This window comes from Chromohalobacter sp. 296-RDG, assembly GCF_029889885.1.
In the GTDB taxonomy this organism is placed as follows: Bacteria; Pseudomonadota; Gammaproteobacteria; order Pseudomonadales; family Halomonadaceae; genus Chromohalobacter.
On the sequence record NZ_JARANY010000031.1, the window covers coordinates 1 to 15999 of the forward strand.

Sequence of the window (15999 nt, forward strand, 5' to 3'; positions counted from 1 at the left end):
CCCAGTGTCTCCAGGGCTTCCTTGAGGATGAGCTGGCGCAACAACGTGGCGCGCTCGATGCCGGTGTAATCGACCATCGCGTCGATTAGTCGGGCCTCATAGGCGTCGAGGTTGATTGCGCCATATCGGGAGCGGATGCGTTTTGGGTCCTGGTACATGACGGTTTTCCTTATGCAGCAGGTCAGGAGGAGTGATGGGTTATTCAGCGCGGGCGGCGTCGTACTGCTCAATGCCGCGCAGCATGAGAAGGCGCACCATCGCCGAGCGAGAACGGTTCTCGTGCTTTGCGATCTCGTCGAGCTGGTGTTGCTCATCGGGGGTGATCTGGGTCATCACCTGCTTGCTGCAGCCGTTGGGCGAGCGGTAGCCCAGGGCATGGCTCGGCATGGTCTCGGCGTTGCTCATGGTTTACTCTCTCCTTAATTGCTTTAAGGACTTTTGTGGAGGCATCCATAAGATGCCATTAGATGCTTTGTGGAATCGTTTGAAGCAAAGCATGGATTCAAACGGATCGACTGTCAAGGCTTAGGGATCTATATGAGTTCTATTGGGACTCGCCTGCGCCATGAGCGCGAGCGTCTAGGCTTCACACAGACGCAGATGGGCGACATGGCAGGGGTAACGAAAAACACTCAGCGTCTTTACGAAACAGATCAGCGCTCGCCTAAAGCTGACTACCTGGCCCTACTGGATTCCGTGGGTGTGGACGTGAGCTATGTACTGACAGGTCGACGCGATTCAGCGGCGGGCGTCAGCGCCCAGCGCGTGAGCGATGGCGCCCCGGTGGGTATGGGCAGCGCGACAGCGGAGGCCGGGGCCGTGGCGGTCAACATGTATGACGTGGAAGGCGCCGCCGGCGACGGCCGCTCGCTCGATGACGAGCGCATCGAGGGGGTGCTCTATTTTCCCGAGGCGCAGCTCAACGCCCTGGGGCTAAGCCCCGAACGCATCGCAGGTATCAAGGTGCGTGGAGATTCGATGGAAGAAACCCTCGCTGATGGCGATTGGGTGCTGATCAATCAGGCCGACACCGACTATCGGCGCGAAGGCGTGTTTTTGCTGCTGGTCAGTGGCGAAAGGCGCATCAAGCGCGTGCAGCGCCTCGCCGGTGGGGCGCTGTATCTCATCAGCGATAACGAGCACTACGAGCCTGAGATGATCCCACCCCAGCAAATGCGCGAGGTGAAGATCTTGGGGCGGTGTGAAGTCAGGATTGGGCGGATTGCGTGATGACAGAGTCGGCATAAGACCGACGCAGGTTTCATGAACCCGGCATTGCCCGGATAACACAACAGGCCCCATGAGAGGGCCAGATACGTAAGGGAAAACCCGATGAAATTATTATCTAAAGTAGCCATGTTTTGTTTTTTAGCCGCTGTCGTTGGTACTGCTGAAGCTCGTGAGTTTGCGGGTAATGGCCAGCCGGCATGCGTGTCGGAAGAGTTGTTGGATCAATTGTTATCGGCGGTCACCGATGACGATGATAAAGGCGTTGAGTATCTGCTCAACAATGGGTGCCTGGTTCCGCGATCTGGTATTGAGGTCAGCGTCTTAGATCGTAGCTGGACAGGAACGACGAAAGTTCGTGCCTATGTTGGCGATCAGGCGATGGTTTTGTGGACTGTCAATGAAGCGTTGACGGAGTGAATGCTGGCTCCATGGAGGCGCAAGAGCGGGCAATAGACAATGAAAATGCCTGCCATTGCTGGATGTTTAAAAGCCCTTTTTGAATCAAATGCTTGTGAGACTCTGATGTTTACTTACGGTCGGCGTGTTTTGTTTTGTGACTTCCAGATCTTTGATACCGTGCGTAAATTTAAAGATAAAAAGGGGAAGCCAGCAAAGATACCATCTGTCCTTGATATTGAAGGCTTTTACTCTGTGGTTGAAAGCATGTATGAAAGCGGCAAGGCATTACTTGTAGCTAATGGTAAACGTGCCCAATTTCATATCCAAGATCTGGATGAGGATGACGCAGCATATTACTTTTTGGTCAACATGACCACGGCTGATGGTAATCATCATACATCAAGAGATATAGAAACCGGTGCGCGTGATGAACATAGGTATAAAGATACTGAAGGTCCTGAACGCTCGATACATGTGATAATTGTAAAGCCTAGTGAAGCCGATGCATGCCCTCTGGTGCTTGTTGAAAAAGTAAGCGGTGCTTCGTTAAGCAAAGTTATTCAGTTCTTCAATTCAATACTTCGGACTTGCGTTAGAGATCGCCCAGATGGGTTCACTTTTGAGCACCCATTAAAGGAAACAGATTCCAAGGGTAATGTGAAGCTTGTTAAACATGTTCCCAAGGTTTCTTTTAATGGCCATATAAGTGAAACTTTGTTTAATGATATTGATAATGGCTCTGTCAGCGGACTAGAATTGATTTCTGATGGCCCTGAAATTGCCGGTATGGATAACGAAATTCCTGAAAATTTCGAGTCTTGGCGAGTAAAGCTGGATAAGTCTCCTATGGCGGATGGCTCTAAGCAGTATATTCAGCAGCTTATGAGGCAGGGTAAAAGCTTTAATATGGATCGCTTAAAGGTAAGTTTTAGAGATGCCTCCGATACATCGCATACGAAAGAGTTCTCTATTGATGACTCCCCTTTAGATGATCGTGATGCGTATGTTCTTTCGAAAGGTTTTAAGCTAGATTTTCGCCCAATGGACTCGTATACTGAGTTGCATAGAAAAATTTGCAATGAGATGTGGAGGCTAAGAAGCTAATGAAAAGCTCTCGCTACATCGTATACCAGCTTTTGAGGCCAGTCTCCTATGTGCTAATAAAGCATGAGGACAAGCATATATATGATTGGTCTATTCCGCTGTTGCTGTCGATATGTACTATTGCGGGTTCTAGCTTTATAGGGGCAGGTTGGTCGTTTGCCTTTGACATGATAAATGGCTTCTCCGGTTTTGTTCAGAATTTACCGGGTTTTTTCATAGCAGCTTTGGCTGCTATTGCCACCTTTAATCGAGTTGATATCGATAAGACAATGGATGGAAAGCATCCACCTTCATTGGATACTTGGGTAGGTAACCAAGTGGTACCTCAGCCCCTTACTAGAAGAAGATTTTTGTGTTTGTTATTTTCGTATTTGACAGTTGAGAGTTTTGTCATAGCCATAATGGGTGTGGTCGCCGGTAGTGTTGGGTTTGTCTCTTCTGATGGAAATCTTCAGGCGAATGTGATTTCCGCATGGGCCTTCGTTATTTTCTTTGTGTTTATATCGTTCCAGCTTCTGGTTTCAACATTGCATGGCATGTATTATTTGGCGGAAAGGGTGCACTACTGAAAAGATTTTGTCTTTTTTTGTGGTCATAATAATATACATTATTGTTTTCTTTTATAAATTCTACCTTACTTTCACAGTCGGCAACTCCCCCCATTCCGTCGTATACCGCTGCGTGAGGTGGTCGCGGCGTAGCTGCCACACGGCGTCCTTACCCCAAGCTCTGCGGCTGCCGCTGGAACCTGGAGAGCTGACGCCGCGCTACAACATGGCCGGGCTCCTGGATCACTGCGGTGCGCTATCCCAGTAATGACGCGCCGTTGTTCTTGAATGCTGATAGCCTAGAGCCTTGTCTCGATCCCCACCTGACCCGACGGCGAGACAATCCGCCACGTCGATCATCACCTGCCCGCCGAGTGCATCACCCACAGGCCCGTGATCACGCGGGTGAATAAGCCGATCAATGACGATGTCGGCTTGATAAAATGATAATAATTGTTCATAAATAATAAATATTAAGTACATTTGTACATTTCTTCTAGAAGTTCACCCAAGCTCTCGGTGGCTTGCTCCGTATCGCATAACGGGGCAAGGTGAACTGACGGGTCTACAATTGTTTTAGATGCTTGGTCATATCTCTCTATCGCAGGAAGTATTAGTCTTGAAGGGCAGAATCTAATTTTATTTTTTCCCGCAGTTAATATTAATCCACACCAGTTGATCTGTTCCGTCTCTGGTTGTACATTAAATACAATCCCTCCACTCATGCCCTTTATGTCATCATGCTCGTAGTTGCCTCCTTCGGTGCGCTCCAATGAGATGTATGGTTCGTTATCTTCCACCACGCAAATGCCAGGTATTATCTTTCTGTTTAAGTAGGTTTTGTGAGTGAAATCACCTATATTTTCGTGAATGAATTCGTTGGTTTTTGTAGGATAGCCTGATGATATAAGAATTTGGTTATTGAAAAAATCTGAAACTATTATGTTTCTTTTTGTTTCCGGATTGTCAAGATTTATAAATGCATCGGGCAGATAGTCATAAGAAGGCAAATGTAGTTCTACCAAGACTATGTCTTTTGTGTTCATTAAAAAATTTTGGTTGTCTATCAATTCTCCTATGTGCCAGATTTTAGCAGGGAAAAGAAAGCTAGTGAGTTCCTCCCAGCCTCTGTCTGCCTTGGCAACGGCTAATAATGGCGACTCATTTTGAAAGTTTGTGCTTCCATCTTCACCAAGAATTTTGTTGTTTTTCAAGACGTGTTTGGCCGTAAGTAAGAAGAATCTGTTTTTGAATCGGATTAGGGTGCTGCTTCCGCCTCTTGAGAAGAAATAGTCAGCATGCCAGTGCCCTAGCTCTTCTATGGGGAGGTTGCAGTGTGTGAAAAATAATCGCCTGGATGATTTCGCTAGTGCTGAAGATTGGGAATTATAAATTGCTTTATTGAAAGTCTCTTTGCATATTTCGGTCATTGGTTTTTCGTCCTTAGAGTTGAGCAGTTTTTTAAGTCAACCTTTGACAGATAATATCTCATTCCATCTTGTAGTAAAGCAATGTGTTCTATGTTGACATCTGAGGTGTTAGGCGGCGTTCTTTCGCGGCACGCCCAGGCGTACAGTGCTTTTGCCCATCTTCCCGGTGAGCTCGTCCAAGACAGCCATTAGCCGGTGATTGCAATCGCGCTGGGCATCCCGTTCGGTCGTGTCGAGCAGCGAGAGTTGCTCGCGGTTGGCGTCCACCAGGTCAAGTAGCATCACGCCAGCCTTTATGAACCGGTACCCACGCCGATAGATTGTCTCGAGATCTTGCTGAGGGCGGCGGAGCTCCACTCTCACAAGCCGCTTGCTTTGAACTATCAATGCCTGTAGCCCCGGCCTTATGCCGGGGCGCTTTCGTTATTGGGCGCGGCGTTCGAGTTCGTGCTGGGCGGCGCGGGCCAGAAAGGCGGAGCGGCTTTTGATGCCGTGCATGCTGACGTAGTCGTCGATCTGGCTGACCAGGCGCCCCGGTAGGGTGACGTTGACCTTTTCGGCCTTGCCTAGGTAGGGGGTGAGGTCGATCTCGACCAGCCCCCAGCCCCAACCGGCAAACTCGGGATTGTCACGGTGTTCGGCGATGTGGCGCGGCTTGGGAATCGGTTGGCCGGTGTTGGCGAGTTCTTCCAACTGGATATGCGCGACCTCGACGGCCATTTCATAGGCCTGCTCGATGGTGTCGCCGGCGGTAGTGGCGCCGGGAATGTCGGGGAACACGATACCGGTGGCGGTGTTCTCGTCGCCCCATTCGATGGCGATAGGATATTGCATGGCAGTTCCTCCCTTCGAGGTGGTGCCGAGACCGTCGGGCTATTTCAGCCCGGCCTGTTTTCGGATGCTGTTGACGGTGCCGAGGGGTAGGTCCTTCTTCGGGTGGGGGATCGGCACCGCGCCCGGCTTGTTCGGGTGCTTGAAAACATGGTGACTGCCCCTGACGCGATCGAGATACCAGCCGTCTGCTTCCAACTCCCTGATCAGGTCTCTGCTTTTCACCTCCGGCCCCTTACGGTTTGTGATGGCTAAAATATACCTCTAGGGGTATATAGCGTCAAATATTGATGCCTCTGGGGGTATGTTATCAATCCGGCGCCTTTCGTCCTGCACTGCTGTCTCCCTCGCCACTCGTTAGCCTTGAACTGTTTGTTTATACAGTATTAAGCTAGAAGAAAACCACACGAAAACGGCAGGGACATCATGCGGGTGAACTACTTGGGGCCATTGGTTAAACGGCGGGGCGCCACGCATCCGGCGATGCGGGGTTATGACGTGTCGCAGTTTCCGCCGGATTGCTATCTGGTGGAGGTGAGCGAGGATGCCGGGATCGAGGGCCCGATTATCGAAGGCGATGTGTTGGTGGTGGATGAGCAGCGTCCCGCGCAGCATGCCGACCTGGTGGTGATGGACTGGCAGGGCGAGACGTTGCTTTATCATGGCCATCGCATCGGTGGCCGTTTGCGGCTCATGCCGACTGCCGGCCCGCGGGAGTCGCTGTGGGCGCGGCAATCGGATTTGCGAGGCGTGGTGGTGAGCCAAGCACGGCGGTTGGCGGTGATGTAGGATCTGAGATTGGTGAGGCATAAAAACCCCCGCCGTGGCGGGACCGAGAGAGTCGCTATGGGCACGGCAGTCGGATCTACGAGGCGTGGTTGTCCATCAGGCACGAGGAGACGTGACAGGATAAGGTTAAGTCACTACTATCTACAGATATGAACTATGATGGGCTATCAATAAATGGAGGGAAGCATGGCACTCTATAGCTTGACCTATGACTTAGTAAAAAACCGGAGTTATCAGTCGCTCTATGATGAATTGAAAAGTTTTAATGCTATTAGGGTTACAGAGTCACAATGGTACTTTAGACGAGTGAATACCAATGCAGCTGGGCTTCGAGATCATTTTTGTAAATTTGTCGATAGTGACGATAGGGTAATGGTTTCACAAGTAACCGAGTGGGCAGGCAGGAATATTCTCGGCAGCCCTAATAATATTTAGTAAGTGTTCTGGGTAGTGGCCTTGTTTCCTCTCTTTTGCGCTGGAGTTATTCATCCACCATTCGATTGCTTGGCCACTTCCCCGAGTGTCCTGACGCACTCTGTCATTGCGTCATTGTTGTTTGCGTTTTCGTTGCTATCTTCTTCCTCATTGCTCACTCCTCCATAAATCTGAGCAGAAAAGCGTAGCCCCGTCACCCAAAGAGTAATGCTTAATGCTGCCATGAGCGTCGTGGGAATAAATAGAAGGAGGTAAGTTGTCCAGTGAGTGCTGTCGGCTATTGTTTCTGATAAATTAAATAAAGGGATGAAGTTGATAATTTCACGAACTTGGGGAAGGGAGAGTAAGCCTATTATGAAGATGATGACAGCGCCAATGATAGAGAGGACCAGCAGCAGCTTCGAGGCTTGCTTAGTGCGTGTGATGACAGTCTCAACCTGACGTGTTCCTTGGGTATGCCTGGCAAGCTTGTCTCGGCCTAGCTCTTCTTGGCTTTCGCTTTGAAGTGATCGCGTTGCAGCTGCGTCTTCGTCAGCAGAGTCTTCACTAACCCAAGATTCCTCCTGTTCTTCGTCTCCTGTCGGTTCTTTTGCCTCGAAGAAATTAGCAGAAGAAGGCTCATCAGTACCCTCAGACTCTGCCTTGGGGGCAGAGCCTTGTCGAGAGGTCCAAGGGAGCTTATGCCATAACGTCATAAAGGCTTATAGGATACGCAGATTCTGTAAGCGGAATCGCATCGCAGCAGTGGACACATCGAACAGTCTGGCCAGCTTGGAAATATCCTGTTCGCGTTTCACTGCCGTCTTTACGTAGTCCGCAGGCATCAGCAGCTCGGCGGCAAAAGCGTTGGCATCGACCTCGTCAGGATCATGGCTTCGGACCGCAAAACTGGTATCCCGCTTCGGCTCTCTACCATCATTGACATGGCCGAGTATGACATGCCCAAGTTCATGAGCCTGTGTGAAACGTTGGCGATGGCTCACTTCATTAGCACTGTATTCACAGATGAAAACGTTCTCCGCTCTGTTGAACCTTGCCTTACCGCTGATGCCTACCTCTGAGGACTCTACCATTTGCACAGGCAGTTTTTCCTTCGTGATCAGTAGGCGGTTGGCGATAACGGATGGGTCCACAGGCAGTTGACGGTCCCAGACCAAATCCAGCGCCTTGCGAGCATTTTCCACTGCTGTTGATCTTGCCATCGTTAACACCTCGCTACTCAACAGAACACCGCCTCAGCGTGGGCCTCGGCGGTGTGTTTCACCCCCGAGCAAGCACGAGCCTGTGGGTGGCGATATCTACTGTTTGTCTGTGCAGCATCATTACCCTTAACACTAAAAGTGTCAATACATAACAATAGACGCCTTGCGTAGACCGTCAATTATGCAGCACTTGGAGTAAGCAGGCGCTACGTTGCCGTGCGTGCACGCACCTCAATTTCCACCGTACTCGTCAGGGCGGTGTCGCTGAGGTCGTAGCTGGTTTTGGTGATGAGCGCGTCTAGTCGGTGCCTTGATCGGTAGAGGCCCCACTCACTTCACACTGCAACCGCGTCCCGAATCCACTATCGCCCAGCGAGTGCTCTACCTCGGTCACCAGCCAGGGCGTGGCGTCGATCTGGGGCTTGTAGCCGCTGGTCGTGAGCGGCGATTCGGGGAGGATGTCGGGGCGTCCCTGGGCGAGGGTGATGTCGAATGTGGCTTCGCCGCGTTGCACGCGCCGCCATTCGGCTTGGGCGGCGTCCAGGGCGTCGGCCTGGCTGGCGTAGGTGGGGCGGAGTTCCTTGGAGTCGTCGTCGCTGCCGGCGATGACGCGTTGGCGTTCGGCGTTTGCTTTATCGCTCCAGTAGGCGACGACGCCGGTATAGGCGTCGCGATCGGTGACGCTGTAGCGGTGCCGGTCGCCGTCGCGGCGGGTGAGGGTCACGGCGGGCATGGCCAGGCCACTCGCGGTCAATGCTTCGCCGGCGCGGGTGAAGAGCATGCGCTGTGATTTGATCGCGGCGATGGCGTCGAAGCGTTCGCCCAGGCGCGTCAGGAAATTGAGGTCGCTTTCTTCGGTCTGGTCGATATGGGCGATGCGGATGCCGCGCAGGGTGTCGCCGATGACCGGATCGAGGTCGTGGCGCTTGGCCAGGGCGTCGACGAGATCGCCGAGGATAATGTCGTGCCAGCTTTGGGTGCGCTTGCCCGGCAGGTGGCCGCGCATGTCGGCGCTGCGTGCGCGAATGGTGAGTTGATCCGGGGTGCCGCTGTGCTGCACTTCGTCGACCGTGAACACGCCCTTTTCGACGAGCCCTTCGTCTTGCCAGCCGAACGCCACGTGCAGCTCGGCGCCGCGTGGCGGTAGGGCGAGGGCGCCATCGTGGTCGGTCAGTGTCAGGTCGAGCTGGTCGGCGTCCATGCCGCGTCGCTCACGCAGGGTGAGCGAGACGAGGCGGCCGTCGATCTTGGGCGTAATGTCGCGCCCGGCCAGGGTGATGCGGTAGCTGGGGCGCCGGTAACGCCGCGCGGTGGTGTCGTTCATGCGTAGGCCCCGTCGAGACGCGCCAGGGTAGAGATGGTGAGGTCGCCCATCAGGTCGGTGCGTCGGTCGTCGACGTGCTCGAGCGTGAGGGTGAAGTCGATCTTGGCTGCCGCGCCGTCACGGAAAAACGCGCTCGAGGTTTCGTCGACCTTGGTGATCACCCACAGGCCGTATTGCCGCCCGGTGCCTTCGACCAGCGGCCACGCCTGGCCTTTGTCAGCCATGTCGCGGATCTCGTCGAGATCGACGCGGCCGCCGGTGAATTCCGGCAGTAGCGTGCCGGTCAGGGTGATGGTGTCGGCGCCAGGCCCGACGAACTGATACGCGGGCCGGTCGCCGACTCGGGATTGCGAGGCATGGCGCCACTCGGTGGCGCGCTTGAGTTGCTGATACGGCACGCTGCCGACCTCGAAAACAAACATGCCCAGGGCCATCAACATGGCAATCTCCTATTCGATGTCGTGCAGGGATGAACGGCGGCGGGCGTCTTGCTCGCGCTGAGCGTCGGCCAGGGCGCGTTGCACCTCCTGGGCGACGTACTGGGCAAGCTGTCGTTCGTCCATGCCGGGGGCAGGCTGGACGTTGATATCGCCGATGGTGACGCTGTTGTCGACGCGTTGCTGTCCACCGCCGGCGGCAAGCGGTGGTCGGGTGTCGAAGCGGATCGGTTCTTGCTGGGCGATGTCGGGCGACGCGGCAGTGGGCAACGTCGCGGCGCCCAGGGCCATGCCGGCGCCGGCGCGGGTGACGCTTTTGGCGATCTGCGCGATGCGCCGTGCGGGTTCGTTGCGCTGGGCATCGAGGCCCTGGTTAAGGCCGTCCACTGTGTAGCCGCCGAACTGGGCGAACACGCGCGAGGGCGAGTTGATGTCGAGCACATCGGCGAACCAGCCCTTTACGTTGCTGGCCATGCCGACAACCTTATTTTTGAGTTCGCCGAGTTTGCCGGTCAGCCCACCGATCAGACCATCGACGATGAAGCCGCCGAGGCTTTTGAATTTGTCGGGGATCTCGATGCCGAGCTTTGAAAGCGCGGCGGTGATACCGCGATAGAGCAGCCCGATGGGGTTCCAGTTGAGCAGCAACTGCAGCACGGCGCCGGTGCCTTGGCTGAAGGCGGCTTTGACGTCGCCCCAGCGGTCCTTGAAGAACTGGCTGATGGGCTCCCAGTTCTTGTAGATCAGGTAGGCCGCACCGGCGAGTGCGGTGATGGCCAGGCCGATGGGATTCATTAGCAGCAGCCGGCCGGCGACGGCGAGCGTGCGGCCGATCATCAGGATGCCGCGGCCTAGCGCGGGGAGAATCTTGCTGGTAAGTGAGTAGATCTTGCCGCCGAGGCCACCGGTCTGAATGCCGAGCATTGCCAGCCCAAAACGCACGGTCACGATCGGCCCGAGCATTGACGCCAGCATGATAGTAAGCGCGCCCCCTGCGGCGACTAGGGCAGCGAGCCATGCGGCGGCTTTGGCGATGCTGCTAGCCAATTCCGGGTTCTGCTTGATCCAGTCGCCCACGCCGCGAGTTATTGCCGTGACGTTCTGAATCAGCTCACGTAGCGGGCCGTTATTGGTGTCGGTGATCGAGATACCAACTTCTTCCCACGCGGACTGCAGGCTCTTGAGGTCGCCGCCGAGGTTGTCCTTCATGGTGCTGGCCATGCGCTCGTTTTCGCCGTTGGCCACCCGGAGCTTTTCGATCAGCCCGTCCAGCTTGCCGGTGCTCATCTGGCTGACCAGTTCGGCCATGCCCGAGCCCGCTTCGGCGCCGAAGATCTGCTGCAGGGCCTGCTTGCGGTCGGCGTTGCCGAGATCCTTCGTGGCGGCGTTGATGTCGCGCAGTATCTCGGGCATGGCGCGCATTTCGCCGTCGGCGTTGGACACCTTCACGCCGAGGCGGTCGATAACGCCGGCAGCTTCTGCCGTGGGGTCGGTGAGGCGATTCATCATGCCGCGCAGCGTGGTCCCGGCTTGACTGCCTTGAATGCCGATATTGCCGAGTAGCCCGGCCATGGCGCTGGCCTGCTCGAGGGTGAGATCCAGATCCTCGGCGCCGCCGAGGTACTTCACCGTGTTGCCGAGCTTTTCCAGATCGACATTGGCGCGGCTGGCCGTGGCCGAGAGCACGTCGGCGACGTGGCCCATGGCGCCTTCTTTTTCGAGGTCGATCTTGAAGGTACCGGCGATGTTCGAGGCGATGTCGGCGGTGCGACCGAGTTCGGTGTTGTTGGCGACGGCGAGACTGAGTACGTCTTGCATCGAGGATTGGATGGCCTTGGCGCTCATCCCCGCGCGCAATAGAAACTCTTGCCCGGAGCCGACTTCACCGGCGCTGAATTGGGTGCTCGAGCCCAGATCGCGGGATTGTTGTTTCAGTGCCTTGAACCGCTCGTCGTCGGCGTTGAAGCGCCCCACGGCTTGCACGGCGCTCATCTGCTGGCCGTACTCAACGCCGGGGGCGAGTAGGCGGCTGGCACCGTAGAGCGCGGCACCACCGGTGGCCAGCCCGGTCATGCCCGCGCCGCGCATGCCATTGGCGCGGCCGATGCCGCGATGGAATTGGTCGTTGGCGCGCTTGGCCTTGCGCTGTGCCTCGGCGACTTGCCCCATCTTGCGCTTTTGCGCATCGAACTGGGTATTGGCTTCGCGGATTTGCTCGGCGAGCCGGTCCTCGCTGCGCCCGAGGTTGTCGGTACTGACGCCGCCCTGGCGCAGGCTACCCCGCAGCTCGCCCAGGCGGCGGCGCTGGTCGCCGAGCTTGCCGTTCAGGCGCTCGACCTCGTCGTGGGCCTGCTTGAATTGGCGCTGGAACTTCTCGGTGGGCGCGTCGGTGCGCTTAAGCTCGCCGCGCATGTTGCGCAGTCGCTCCTGCGCGGCGGACAGCGCCTCGCCATTCTCGCGGGTGGCTTCCTTGAGCTTGCGAAACGAGCCCAGGTCGCGTTGCTGGCGTTCGAGCTTGCGCAGCTCATTTTTGCTGGCTTTGAGAGCGTCGGCGGTTTTGCTGCTGCCTTGGGTAATCTTCTTGAGCGGGCCGGTGGCCTTGTCGACCGCGTCGAGGACTACCTGGAGTTTAAGATCGCGCGCCATGGCCGGCTCCGGTGCTGTCAGCGCCGCTACGCTTGCGCGCGCGTTCGCGCCATTCCATCAGTTCGCGCAGGGTGAATGCCGCGCAGTCGGTGGGCGTCCAGTGGAAGACGATGGCCAGGTCGGCCATCGCATCCTCGACACTCGCGGGGAGATCTACGCGTCCTCGCCCTTGGCCCGCTTCGAGAGCAAAAAACCGGCGATTTCACTGCCGCATTGCACCAGGTCGGCGGGGTCTAGGCGGCCCGCTTCCTTGTCGGTGAGCGAGGGCGAGGAGAGGCGCGGGATCAGCTTGATCAGCGCGTCGGTTTGCATCTGCAGCACGTCGGCGAGGTTCACGCCGCGCAGCTCGCCGGCGCTGGGTTTGCGCAGGGTGATGCTGTCGATGATCTGCTCGCCGCGCTGGATGGGCGTGTCGAGCTCGACGCTGGTGCTGATGGCTTGGGCGACTTGGGCTTTGGTCATGGGGTGATGTTCCTATGCAATGAGTAAGTGGCTGGCTTATAGGCCCAGGCGCTGACGACGGCCGGCGAGGCGGTCTTCGCCGTTGACCTTGAAGACCTGGCCGACGAGGTCGATCTCGACCTTCGGGGCGCCGTCGATGCTGAGCTTGTAGTAGCTCAATGTGCTGGTGACCTGGTGCTCGGTGTTCTCGCCGGACTGGGCATCGCCCATGTCGATCTCGGTGTGACGGCCGCGCATGACGACCTCGACCGCTGAGGCGTCGTCGACGTCGTCGCGTTCGTAGCTGCCGGTCATACGCAGCATGTCGGCGTCGATGGTTGAGGTGCCGAAGTTGTCGAAGATCGACTCGACCAGGCCGCCGACGGTCCATTGAGCGGTCAGCAAGCCGTCTTGGCCCATGTCGATGCCGACGGGACCGTCCATGCCGCCACCGCGCCATTCCTCGATCTTGCGCGTGAGCGTCGGCAAGGTGACGGACTGCACAATGCCCTGCCAGCTGTCACCGTTGCTGAACATGTTGAGATCCTTGAGCTTCTTGGGAAGTGCCATTGATCGGTCCCTATCTAGTCAGTTCAGGCGGTGGCGGCGACGCGCTCGGCGAAGTCGGCCAGGTATGAATCGGTGATGCGCTGTTGGAACCCGAGATCTTCGAGCGGCGGCACTGGCGTGTAGTCGTAGTCGATGCGCAACTTGCCGGCCTTGAGCGACTCTTGCGTGTTGAGCGTTTCGTTCAGCCAGGCCGAGGCGTCGACGATCAGGCCCAGGTTTTTGAGCTCGCGAAACTTGGCGTTGACGCCTTCGATAATGTCGCGGGCCAGGGAGGCGTGCATCGGCTTGTCGACGCCCCACAGGTGCGCCTCGGCGACGGTGTCGGCGAGAATCTGCGCGGTGCGGGTGTAGTTCTCGAACGGGAACAGCGACTCCGGCCCGGCGCAGGTGCGCGAGCCCCAGAAACGGTAGCCGCCTTGCTGGATGAGCGTGGTGACGTCCGCCGCGTTGAGGATGCCGGCATCGGTATTCGGCGATTGGAGATCCCAGAACACGTCTTTATCGATGCCGGTGACGCCATTGACCACGACGTTCGAGAGCGTCTTGTGCCAGCCGACTTCTTGGTCGAGCTTGGCACGCAGGCCGAGCGCGACGGCGACTGGGCTGATGGTGGTCGTTTCGGCATCGTCGGTATCGAACGCTTCCCACTGGGGCCAGATCACCATGAGTTCCCGCGCGCCGAATTCGTCGCGGTAGGCGGTGGCATCGGTGATCGTCTCGCAGCCGTGGGCATGAACGTAGCCAAAGCCGCGCAGCTGCTGCAGCACCGAGACCAGGGCGGTGGCGACTTCCTGGGTGTCGAGATCCGGGCAACCGATGATGCGCGGCGTCACGCCCAGCTTTTGCTTGGCGGTGAGCAACGCTTGCAGCCCGGTACGCTTGCCGGTCTCGTCGGTGGTGCCGATGACATTGGCGCTGGTTTTTTCGTCGGCGGTGGCTTCCTCGTCTTCGACGCCTTCCTCGACGCGCACCACGACGATGACCGGCTTGGATTGCTGGCTGATCGTGGTGAGAGTGTTTTTCAGCGTGCCCTGGGTCCCAGCCTTGCCGATCGCGGTATCGACGTTGGTGACCAGCGCCGGGCGGTTGAGCGGAAAGGTTTTTTCGTCGGCGTCCGACGCGGTACACACCACACCGACGACCGCCGTGGAAATGGTACGGATGGTGCGGGTACCGTCATTGACCTCGGTAACGCGCACCCCGTGGTGGTATTGGTCGAGTGCCATGGTGGCTCCTGCGCAGGTTCAGCGAGTCTTCAAAAAAGACGTGAATTCACGCAGGTATCGTGCGGGGTGGCGCGGCCGGGTGTTAGTCGGGGAGGGTGTGAGAGGTAGTATTTACACCTACACTCGTGGTCAGAATTTTAAATCTGATCCTACTGAGGAAAGAAATGGTATATCCACACTTGAGGTCCGGGATAGATCTTAAAATAAAAATCAAGCAGCATATATTTACCCAATATTTGATCCGTCAATTTGCGATAAACAAAAGAGTTTGGGTGGCTTTCTTACCTAGTTGGGAGGTCAGCGATAAACGGTTCGATTGGGGTGGGAGTAAAGTGTTTAGGAAATGGAGTCATGCGGCTGAAATTGCTGCTAGCAGCTATGAGAATGAGTTTCATAGAAAGGTTGTTAGGGCTAGGAAAGAGAATGTTTTTAGAAGTCACCGCATAGCGAATGAATACTACGCTATTTGGTATGTAAAAAGCTATTTGATGAAGAATGAACTTCCAGACCTTGATCTGCATGGCAATGTTGCTGGGTATGAGTTGAAAAATTCAGAGCTAGAGATTTTAGAGTCAAAAGGTATGACTTCGATCCCTGAAGTAAATAGTAAAGCCGTTTCCCGTGGAATTGATCGCACACATGTGCAAATGATGATGCATGTCAGATACCTATTGTCAGGTATGAAGAGCGTGCGCTGGCAGTTAGTGATAGCTCCAGATGATTCCTTTGTTGCCCCAATGTCGGCGCCGAATTCTCTTTTAATTCCAATTGCACATAACCGTTTACTGTGCGGCTTTCCAGAGGGGGTTAAGCACAAGCCCCACTATACTGAAAACGCAGAAGACATCTTAAGGCTTAACAGAGAGATGGTGAAGTCTGAGGAAAACTGGGTTGTGAGTCGGTCTAGAAATAATCTTCTGGATTTTAGGCGGGGTAATTCATATAGAGCGCTTTTGTAATTTTAGATTGACGAGTCTCTTGTGTGAGAGCGGATATAGCTAGAGCCAAGCAATGCTTATTTATAATGTTTTTTGCTTGCCTGAGGTTGAAAAAGGGTCAGGCAAGCAGAGAAATATTTTCTTTGGAATAGTGAGGGTGGTGATCTTTAAATATTTCAGGTCATAATATATTGTCAATAATATTGCAAATTTGTTTTACATTTTTATCGTGGCTGCTTATTCCTTCAGTAGTGATCCGGTATTTTTTTGTATTACCAGGATCGACGGTTTCGGTATCGCTTTGTATGACTTGCACAGAGATTTTTTTATCAACTCCGCATACTTCATCGTGAAGTTGTTGCAGTGTTAATGCTGTTTCGGCTCCGCGAAATACTATTATTTTAACGAGCTTAAGCATTGTTTATCCTTTTTTGATTTGGGCGTATTAT

Annotated in this window: 23 protein-coding genes; 7 read left to right on the forward strand and 16 right to left on the reverse strand. The window is 55.3% G+C overall.

The window, feature by feature from the left end; genetic code table 11:
• Window positions 1-198: 198 nt before the first annotated feature.
• Window positions 199-405: a hypothetical protein gene (locus OP495_RS11535; RefSeq protein WP_280569346.1), complete on the reverse strand. Its 207-nt coding sequence runs from the start codon at window positions 403-405 to the stop codon at window positions 199-201.
• 132 nt (window positions 406-537) lie between these two features.
• On the opposite strand from OP495_RS11535, the gene OP495_RS11540 reads away from it, so the two are divergent.
• The 4 genes from OP495_RS11540 to OP495_RS11555 all read left to right on the forward strand — a co-directional run bounded on the left by OP495_RS11540 (window position 538) and on the right by OP495_RS11555 (window position 3302).
• Entirely contained in the window at window positions 538-1230 is a 693-nt protein-coding gene (locus OP495_RS11540; protein ID WP_280569349.1) for a S24 family peptidase, read from the forward strand.
• A 102-nt stretch (window positions 1231-1332) separates the two neighbouring features.
• Window positions 1333-1647: a hypothetical protein gene (locus OP495_RS11545; RefSeq protein WP_280569352.1), complete on the forward strand. Its 315-nt coding sequence runs from the start codon at window positions 1333-1335 to the stop codon at window positions 1645-1647.
• 39 nt (window positions 1648-1686) lie between these two features.
• Window positions 1687-2733, forward strand: coding sequence for a hypothetical protein (locus OP495_RS11550; protein WP_280569355.1), 1047 nt, complete (start codon window positions 1687-1689; stop codon window positions 2731-2733).
• Window positions 2733-3302: a hypothetical protein gene (locus tag OP495_RS11555; RefSeq protein WP_280569358.1), complete on the forward strand. Its 570-nt coding sequence runs from the start codon at window positions 2733-2735 to the stop codon at window positions 3300-3302. The genes OP495_RS11550 and OP495_RS11555 overlap by 1 nt, the downstream gene beginning before the upstream one ends.
• Before the next feature lie 222 nt (window positions 3303-3524).
• Here OP495_RS11555 and OP495_RS11560 read toward each other — a convergent pair whose 3' ends face one another.
• The 5 genes from OP495_RS11560 to OP495_RS11580 form a co-directional block, all read right to left on the reverse strand.
• Window positions 3525-3764, reverse strand: coding sequence for a hypothetical protein (locus OP495_RS11560; RefSeq protein ID WP_280569361.1), 240 nt, complete (start codon window positions 3762-3764; stop codon window positions 3525-3527).
• Complete coding sequence (locus OP495_RS11565) at window positions 3755-4711, reverse strand: hypothetical protein (protein WP_280569363.1); 957 nt, start codon at window positions 4709-4711, stop codon at window positions 3755-3757. Before OP495_RS11565 ends, OP495_RS11560 begins: the two co-directional genes overlap by 10 nt.
• Window positions 4712-4819: 108 nt before the next feature.
• The gene (locus tag OP495_RS11570) at window positions 4820-4993 is read right to left on the reverse strand and encodes a hypothetical protein (RefSeq protein WP_280569365.1); all 174 of its coding nucleotides are present in this window, start codon (window positions 4991-4993) and stop codon (window positions 4820-4822) included.
• 141 nt (window positions 4994-5134) lie between these two features.
• Window positions 5135-5545, reverse strand: a complete 411-nt coding sequence (locus tag OP495_RS11575; RefSeq protein WP_280569366.1) for a type II toxin-antitoxin system HicB family antitoxin — start codon at window positions 5543-5545, stop codon at window positions 5135-5137.
• Between the two features lie 39 nt (window positions 5546-5584).
• Entirely contained in the window at window positions 5585-5767 is a 183-nt protein-coding gene (locus OP495_RS11580) for a type II toxin-antitoxin system HicA family toxin (protein WP_280569368.1), read from the reverse strand.
• Window positions 5768-6040: 273 nt separating this feature from the next.
• On the opposite strand from OP495_RS11580, the gene OP495_RS11585 reads away from it, so the two are divergent.
• On the forward strand, window positions 6041-6331 hold the full coding sequence (locus tag OP495_RS11585; RefSeq protein ID WP_280569371.1) for a S24 family peptidase: 291 nt from the start codon (window positions 6041-6043) through the stop codon (window positions 6329-6331).
• 186 nt (window positions 6332-6517) lie between these two features.
• Window positions 6518-6766, forward strand: a complete 249-nt coding sequence (locus OP495_RS11590) for a hypothetical protein (RefSeq protein ID WP_280569373.1) — start codon at window positions 6518-6520, stop codon at window positions 6764-6766.
• Between the two features lie 50 nt (window positions 6767-6816).
• On the opposite strand, the gene OP495_RS11595 is transcribed toward OP495_RS11590, so the two are convergent.
• From OP495_RS11595 to OP495_RS11635, 9 genes are all read right to left on the reverse strand, one after another.
• Window positions 6817-7461 carry a hypothetical protein gene (locus OP495_RS11595; RefSeq protein ID WP_280569375.1) on the reverse strand — a complete coding sequence of 215 codons (645 nt, stop codon included), beginning with the start codon at window positions 7459-7461 and terminating at the stop codon, window positions 6817-6819.
• A 6-nt stretch (window positions 7462-7467) separates the two neighbouring features.
• Window positions 7468-7968: an ImmA/IrrE family metallo-endopeptidase gene (locus tag OP495_RS11600; RefSeq protein WP_280569376.1), complete on the reverse strand. Its 501-nt coding sequence runs from the start codon at window positions 7966-7968 to the stop codon at window positions 7468-7470.
• 298 nt (window positions 7969-8266) lie between these two features.
• Window positions 8267-9292 (reverse strand): contractile injection system protein, VgrG/Pvc8 family, encoded by a 1026-nt coding sequence (locus tag OP495_RS11605; RefSeq protein WP_280569378.1) that lies wholly within the window; start codon window positions 9290-9292, stop codon window positions 8267-8269.
• Window positions 9289-9732: a phage tail protein gene (locus OP495_RS11610; protein WP_280569379.1), complete on the reverse strand. Its 444-nt coding sequence runs from the start codon at window positions 9730-9732 to the stop codon at window positions 9289-9291. Before OP495_RS11610 ends, OP495_RS11605 begins: the two co-directional genes overlap by 4 nt.
• A gap of 9 nt (window positions 9733-9741) precedes the next feature.
• Window positions 9742-12375 (reverse strand): phage tail tape measure protein, encoded by a 2634-nt coding sequence (locus OP495_RS11615; RefSeq protein WP_280569380.1) that lies wholly within the window; start codon window positions 12373-12375, stop codon window positions 9742-9744.
• The gene (locus OP495_RS11620) at window positions 12359-12502 is read right to left on the reverse strand and encodes a GpE family phage tail protein (RefSeq protein WP_280569382.1); all 144 of its coding nucleotides are present in this window, start codon (window positions 12500-12502) and stop codon (window positions 12359-12361) included. Before OP495_RS11620 ends, OP495_RS11615 begins: the two co-directional genes overlap by 17 nt.
• 26 nt (window positions 12503-12528) lie before the next feature.
• Complete coding sequence (locus OP495_RS11625) at window positions 12529-12837, reverse strand: phage tail assembly protein (protein WP_280569383.1); 309 nt, start codon at window positions 12835-12837, stop codon at window positions 12529-12531.
• Window positions 12838-12873: 36 nt separating this feature from the next.
• On the reverse strand, window positions 12874-13386 hold the full coding sequence (locus OP495_RS11630; protein WP_280569385.1) for a phage major tail tube protein: 513 nt from the start codon (window positions 13384-13386) through the stop codon (window positions 12874-12876).
• 23 nt (window positions 13387-13409) lie between these two features.
• Window positions 13410-14612 (reverse strand): phage tail sheath protein, encoded by a 1203-nt coding sequence (locus tag OP495_RS11635; RefSeq protein WP_280569388.1) that lies wholly within the window; start codon window positions 14610-14612, stop codon window positions 13410-13412.
• Between the two features lie 164 nt (window positions 14613-14776).
• Between OP495_RS11635 and OP495_RS11640 the strand changes: the two genes are divergently transcribed.
• Window positions 14777-15571 carry a hypothetical protein gene (locus tag OP495_RS11640; protein ID WP_280569390.1) on the forward strand — a complete coding sequence of 265 codons (795 nt, stop codon included), beginning with the start codon at window positions 14777-14779 and terminating at the stop codon, window positions 15569-15571.
• Between the two features lie 160 nt (window positions 15572-15731).
• Here OP495_RS11640 and OP495_RS11645 read toward each other — a convergent pair whose 3' ends face one another.
• Window positions 15732-15968: a hypothetical protein gene (locus OP495_RS11645; RefSeq protein ID WP_280569392.1), complete on the reverse strand. Its 237-nt coding sequence runs from the start codon at window positions 15966-15968 to the stop codon at window positions 15732-15734.
• Window positions 15969-15999: the final 31 nt, after the last annotated feature.

What these genes read in the sequence shown, in the direction of transcription:
- OP495_RS11610 (WP_280569379.1), bottom strand. Translation starts at nt 9,732, where the DNA reads ATGTTGATGGCCCTGGGCATGTTTGTTTTCGAGGTCGGCAGCGTGCCG.
- OP495_RS11600 (WP_280569376.1), bottom strand. Translation starts at nt 7,968, where the DNA reads ATGGCAAGATCAACAGCAGTGGAAAATGCTCGCAAGGCGCTGGATTTG.
- OP495_RS11570 (WP_280569365.1), bottom strand. Translation starts at nt 4,993, where the DNA reads ATGCTACTTGACCTGGTGGACGCCAACCGCGAGCAACTCTCGCTGCTC.
- OP495_RS11565 (WP_280569363.1), bottom strand. Translation starts at nt 4,711, where the DNA reads ATGACCGAAATATGCAAAGAGACTTTCAATAAAGCAATTTATAATTCC.
- OP495_RS11630 (WP_280569385.1), bottom strand. Translation starts at nt 13,386, where the DNA reads ATGGCACTTCCCAAGAAGCTCAAGGATCTCAACATGTTCAGCAACGGT.
- OP495_RS11590 (WP_280569373.1), top strand. Translation starts at nt 6,518, where the DNA reads ATGGCACTCTATAGCTTGACCTATGACTTAGTAAAAAACCGGAGTTAT.
- OP495_RS11620 (WP_280569382.1), bottom strand. Translation starts at nt 12,502, where the DNA reads ATGGCCGACCTGGCCATCGTCTTCCACTGGACGCCCACCGACTGCGCG.
- OP495_RS11625 (WP_280569383.1), bottom strand. Translation starts at nt 12,837, where the DNA reads ATGACCAAAGCCCAAGTCGCCCAAGCCATCAGCACCAGCGTCGAGCTC.
- OP495_RS11605 (WP_280569378.1), bottom strand. Translation starts at nt 9,292, where the DNA reads ATGAACGACACCACCGCGCGGCGTTACCGGCGCCCCAGCTACCGCATC.
- OP495_RS11635 (WP_280569388.1), bottom strand. Translation starts at nt 14,612, where the DNA reads ATGGCACTCGACCAATACCACCACGGGGTGCGCGTTACCGAGGTCAAT.
- OP495_RS11560 (WP_280569361.1), bottom strand. Translation starts at nt 3,764, where the DNA reads ATGTACTTAATATTTATTATTTATGAACAATTATTATCATTTTATCAA.
- OP495_RS11640 (WP_280569390.1), top strand. Translation starts at nt 14,777, where the DNA reads ATGGTATATCCACACTTGAGGTCCGGGATAGATCTTAAAATAAAAATC.
- OP495_RS11615 (WP_280569380.1), bottom strand. Translation starts at nt 12,375, where the DNA reads ATGGCGCGCGATCTTAAACTCCAGGTAGTCCTCGACGCGGTCGACAAG.
- OP495_RS11645 (WP_280569392.1), bottom strand. Translation starts at nt 15,968, where the DNA reads ATGCTTAAGCTCGTTAAAATAATAGTATTTCGCGGAGCCGAAACAGCA.
- OP495_RS11535 (WP_280569346.1), bottom strand. Translation starts at nt 405, where the DNA reads ATGAGCAACGCCGAGACCATGCCGAGCCATGCCCTGGGCTACCGCTCG.
- OP495_RS11595 (WP_280569375.1), bottom strand. Translation starts at nt 7,461, where the DNA reads ATGACGTTATGGCATAAGCTCCCTTGGACCTCTCGACAAGGCTCTGCC.
- OP495_RS11545 (WP_280569352.1), top strand. Translation starts at nt 1,333, where the DNA reads ATGAAATTATTATCTAAAGTAGCCATGTTTTGTTTTTTAGCCGCTGTC.
- OP495_RS11555 (WP_280569358.1), top strand. Translation starts at nt 2,733, where the DNA reads ATGAAAAGCTCTCGCTACATCGTATACCAGCTTTTGAGGCCAGTCTCC.
- OP495_RS11575 (WP_280569366.1), bottom strand. Translation starts at nt 5,545, where the DNA reads ATGCAATATCCTATCGCCATCGAATGGGGCGACGAGAACACCGCCACC.
- OP495_RS11550 (WP_280569355.1), top strand. Translation starts at nt 1,687, where the DNA reads ATGAAAATGCCTGCCATTGCTGGATGTTTAAAAGCCCTTTTTGAATCA.
- OP495_RS11540 (WP_280569349.1), top strand. Translation starts at nt 538, where the DNA reads ATGAGTTCTATTGGGACTCGCCTGCGCCATGAGCGCGAGCGTCTAGGC.